Source organism: Streptomyces sp. NPDC050743 (assembly GCF_044456925.1).
Taxonomy (GTDB): Bacteria; Actinomycetota; Actinomycetes; order Streptomycetales; family Streptomycetaceae; genus Streptomyces.
On sequence record NZ_JBITGJ010000318.1, the window covers coordinates 1 to 1690 of the forward strand.

The 1690-nt window shown below is 70.5% G+C and carries 2 protein-coding genes; one reads left to right on the forward strand and one right to left on the reverse strand.

All coding sequences use genetic code 11. The annotated features are described in order from the left end of the window. Positions 1-115: 115 nt before the first annotated feature. Positions 116-667 carry a hypothetical protein gene (locus tag ACIBJF_RS53325; RefSeq protein WP_399185106.1) on the forward strand — a complete coding sequence of 184 codons (552 nt, stop codon included), beginning with the start codon at positions 116-118 and terminating at the stop codon, positions 665-667. On the opposite strand, the gene ACIBJF_RS53330 is transcribed toward ACIBJF_RS53325, so the two are convergent. Continuing rightward, positions 624-1541, reverse strand: a complete 918-nt coding sequence (locus tag ACIBJF_RS53330) for an IS5 family transposase (protein ID WP_399185105.1) — start codon at positions 1539-1541, stop codon at positions 624-626. The two genes, ACIBJF_RS53325 and ACIBJF_RS53330, sit on opposite strands and share 44 nt — an antisense overlap. Between the last annotated feature and the right edge of the window lie 149 nt (positions 1542-1690).

The following is a 1690-nucleotide window of genomic DNA, read 5'->3' on the forward strand; positions in this document are numbered from 1 at the left end:
TGAGAAGCTGTTGTCTTTCCGGACGCGAGGACTGCGTTTTCGCTGGTGGGGCATGGGGCCGGCGGTCTGGTGGGAGTGACGGCTTGTCATGTCGTCGCTGCTGTGGGGGTCGCGGATGCCGTCGGTGGTCGGACTGCTGGAACAGCGCGAGCTGGGTGCTCGCCGCCGGGTGGATGAGTTGCGGGAGGAGGCCGACCGTATCCAGGCCGAGCTGACCGTGGCCGAGCGGGAATGGGAGGAGTGGGCCATCGCCCGTTCACGGGTCGGCGAAGTGCTGGCCCCGGCGGACGAGAGCGGGCAGGACCAGGTCCCGGCCGGCCAGGCGGCGCCGCCCGCCGAGGGGCAGCCCGGAAAGACGCCGCAGGCGCCGGAGGCGGCGAAGCCGAAGTCGCAGGTGCCCATGTGGCGTGAGGGGCTTGACTGGTCGGCGCTGTCGGTGGACTACCAGCGCATCCTGCAGTTGGGAGCGGGCCGGGCCCGGCTCGGGCAGGGGCCGGTGACCTGCCAGGAGATGGCCGCCGCGTTCGGCATGGACGTGGTGCCGGCGCGGGTGGAGGCGTTGCGGTCGAAGGCGAAGCGCCTGGTGGCGCGTGGCTGGCTGGCCGAGCCGGCGCCGGGCCGGTTCACACCCGCCCGCGGTGTGGCCTCGCCAGGCGGCGGCTCATGACCGTGGTCATCGACCAGTAGATCATGGCCTCGGCGCTGGTGGTGCGGCGTTCGTAGTCGCGGGCCAGGCGGCGGCTTTGCATCAGGTGGGCGAAGAGGCGCTCGACGATCCACCGCTTGGGCAGCACCACGAAACCCTTGACGTCGTCGCTGCGCTTGACGATCGCCAGCACCAGCGCGAAGGCGGCCAGGCAGTGCTCGACGAGGCTGCCCGTGTAGCCGCCATCAGCCCACACCAGGGCGAGGCGGTGGTGCGCGTCGGCCACCCGCGCCAGCAGGACCTGGGCGGCGGCGCGGTCGCCGATATCGGCGCTGGTGACCATCACGCCCAGCAGCAGGCCGAGGGTGTCGACCACGACGTGCCGCTTGCGCCCGTTGATCTGCTTGCCACCGTCGTAGCCGCGGCTGTCCGTGCCGACGACGGCGTCCGCCTTGACCGACTGCGAGTCGATGATCCCCGCTGACGGCTCAGCATCCCGGCCCAGCTTCTCGCGGACCCCCGCGCGCAGCCGGTCGTGGAACTCCCTGACCAGACCGTGGTCGCGCCAGCGGCGGAAGAAGGCGTACACGCGGTCCCACGGCGGGAAGTCCACCGGCATGGCGCGCCACTTGATGCCGTTGTCGACCAGGTAGCGAATCGCGTCCAGTATCGCGCGGTGGCAGTACGCTTCCGGCTGCCCGCCCCGGCCGCGCATCCAGCCCGGCACCGGCAGCAGCGGCCGGACCTCGGTCCACTCGGCGTCCGTCATGTCGGTCGGATACCGGCGCTCGCGCAGCGGGTTGTCGGTGGCGTTTCCGAACCGGTGAGCCAGACAGTCACACCCCCAGGTGACCGAAGTGGACTGCCAGGGCGTCGACACGGAAGACTGCGGCACCGGGGCCTCCTGATGTTGCTCGGTGATTCGACACCAACGAGCTGTTCAGGAGGCCCCACTCGCATGCGCCCAGCGGTCAGCGACCACCCGATCGAGACTCCCGTTCGAAGCGCATCTCTCAAGATCGAAAAGACAACAGCTTCTGAGAC